This window comes from Cellulomonas sp. A375-1, assembly GCF_001040865.1.
GTDB lineage: Bacteria > Actinomycetota > Actinomycetes > Actinomycetales > Cellulomonadaceae > Cellulomonas > Cellulomonas gelida.
Genome location: NZ_LFKW01000065.1, coordinates 56,225 through 58,316, shown reverse-complemented (window position 1 = coordinate 58,316; position 2,092 = coordinate 56,225). Strand labels below are relative to the sequence as shown.

Here is a 2,092-nt window from a genome sequence, read left to right as displayed (position 1 = left end):
CGTGCCCGCGCACCGCGCCGCCGACCGCGTCACGCCCCTCGACGACGAGCGTGCGCACCCCGGCCCGCAGCAGCTCGCGCGCCGCCACCAGCCCGGCCAGCCCTCCGCCGACGACGACCGCGCCCCACTCCTCGTCCGCCGCACGCTCGCTCATCGCCGGCTCACAGCGAGTGGACGAGCTCGACGACGCGCGTCAGCACCGCCGGGTCCGTGCTCGGCGGCACGCCGTGGCCCAGGTTGACCACGTGCGCCGGGGCGGCCTTCCCGCGCGCGACGACGTCGCGGACGTGGGCCTCGAGCACGGGCCACGGCGCCGCAAGGAGTGCGGGGTCGATGTTGCCCTGCAGCGGCGTGCCGCCCCCGACACGCCGCGCAGCCTCGTCGAGCGGGATGCGGTAGTCGACGCCGACGACATCGGCGCCCACGTCCCGCATCGCCGCGAGCAGCTCACCCGTGCCGGTGCCGAAGTGCACGGTCCGCACGTCGAGGTCCGCCACGGACGCGAGCGCTCGGGCGGACGCGGGGGCGACGTGCGCGGTGTAGTCGGCGAGGGACAGCGCGCCGGCCCACGAGTCGAAGAGCTGCGCGGCCGACGCGCCCGCGAGCACCTGCGCCCGCAGGAACGCCCCGGTGACCTCCGCGGTCCAGCGCGTGAGCGCCTGCCACGTCTGCGGGTCGGCGTGCATGAGCGTGCGGGCGGCCAGGTGGTCGCGCGACGGGCCGCCCTCGACGAGGTACGCCGCGAGCGTGAACGGCGCACCGGCGAAGCCGATCAGCGGTGTGCTGCCCAGCTGCGCGACCGTGCGGGCGACGCCCTCCGCGACGGGCGCGAGCGCCTCGTCGGTCAGCGTCAGCTCGGTCAGGCGCGCGACGTCGTCGGCCGTCCGGACGGCCGCGCCCATGACGGGCCCGACGCCGGGCTTGATCTCGACGTCGACCCCTGCGAGCCGCAGCGGCACGACGATGTCCGAGAAGAAGATCGCCGCGTCCACCCCGTGCCGGCGCACGGGCTGCAGCGTGATCTCGGAGGCGAGCGCCGGGTCGAGGCACGCCTCGAGCATCGCGGTGCCCACGCGCAGCTCGCGGTACTCCGGTAGGGAGCGCCCGGCCTGTCGCATGAACCACACCGGGAGGCGTTGCGGGCGCTGACCGGAATATGCCAGCACCAGCGGAGAATGTGACGTGCGCCCGTCGACGAGCGGATGACCAGCGGAAAGCATCCGTTGATTGTGCCTGACATTTCTTGTCCGGGTTGCCCGGATGGTTGAATCGAGCACGTGGTGCTGCTGTCCCTCGTCGCATCGCACCGTGATCTCGACCTCGGAGTGCTCGAGCGTCTCTCGTCGGACGTGCACGCCGTGGGCCGTGAGCTCGTCGGTGCGTCCCCCTCGATCTGCGGTGCCGTCGTGCTCGCGACGTGCAACCGCTTCGAGCTGTACCTCGACGTCGACGACGCCGCCCACGCACCCGAGGCGCGCGAGGCCGTGGCCGCCACCGTCGCCGCCCGGTCCGGCTACGACCCGACGAGCGTCGCCGCGCACCTCGCCGTCGAGGTCGGCACGGACTCGGCCGCGCACCTGTTCGCGGTCGCGAGCGGGCTCGAGTCGATGGTCGTCGGCGAGCGGGAGATCGCCGGGCAGGTTCGGCGCGCGCTGACGACCGCACGCAAGGACGGCACCACGACGAGCGCGCTGGAGGGCCTGTTCCAGGCGGCCTCGCGCGTCTCCCGCACGGTCGAGAAGCACACGGGCCTCGGCTCGACCGGCCGGTCCGTGGTGGGCGTCGCGCTCGACATCGCCGAGCGCGACCTCGTCGCGTGGGACCAGGTGCGGTGCGTGCTCATCGGCACCGGCTCGTACGCCGGCGCCTCTCTCGCGGCGCTCAAGGCGCGCGGCTGCCGCGACGTGCGCGTCTACTCACCGAGCGGACGTGCCGCGCCGTTCGCCGCCGCGCGCGGCGTGACGTCGGTGCCCGCGGGGGCCGATCTCGCCGACGAGCTCACGTGCGTCGACCTCGTCGTCGCGTGCTCCGGCGCGGCGGGGGCGGTGCTCACGGTCGACGCTCTGGCGCAGGCCAGGTCCGGCAGCGCGCA

The 2,092-nt window shown here is 74.8% G+C and carries 3 protein-coding genes; 1 reads left to right on the top strand and 2 read right to left on the bottom strand.

What is annotated here, in order from left to right; translation table 11 throughout:
- On the bottom strand, positions 1–154 hold a 154-nt coding region (locus tag CWIS_RS18005), incomplete at its 3' end, for an NAD(P)-binding protein (RefSeq protein WP_156186588.1).
- Positions 155–161: 7 nt separating this feature from the next.
- A complete protein-coding gene (gene hemE / locus CWIS_RS07645) occupies positions 162–1,220 on the bottom strand; it encodes a uroporphyrinogen decarboxylase (protein ID WP_048342658.1) in 1,059 nt (352 codons plus the stop codon).
- 57 nt (positions 1,221–1,277) lie between these two features.
- Here hemE and CWIS_RS07640 point away from each other — a divergent pair.
- The coding region (locus CWIS_RS07640; protein ID WP_082156296.1) for a glutamyl-tRNA reductase at positions 1,278–2,092 on the top strand (815 nt) is incomplete at its 3' end.

Coding starts and splice junctions, on each gene's coding strand:
- hemE (WP_048342658.1), bottom strand. CDS start 1,220: ATGCTTTCCGCTGGTCATCCGCTCGTCGACGGGCGCACGTCACATTCT.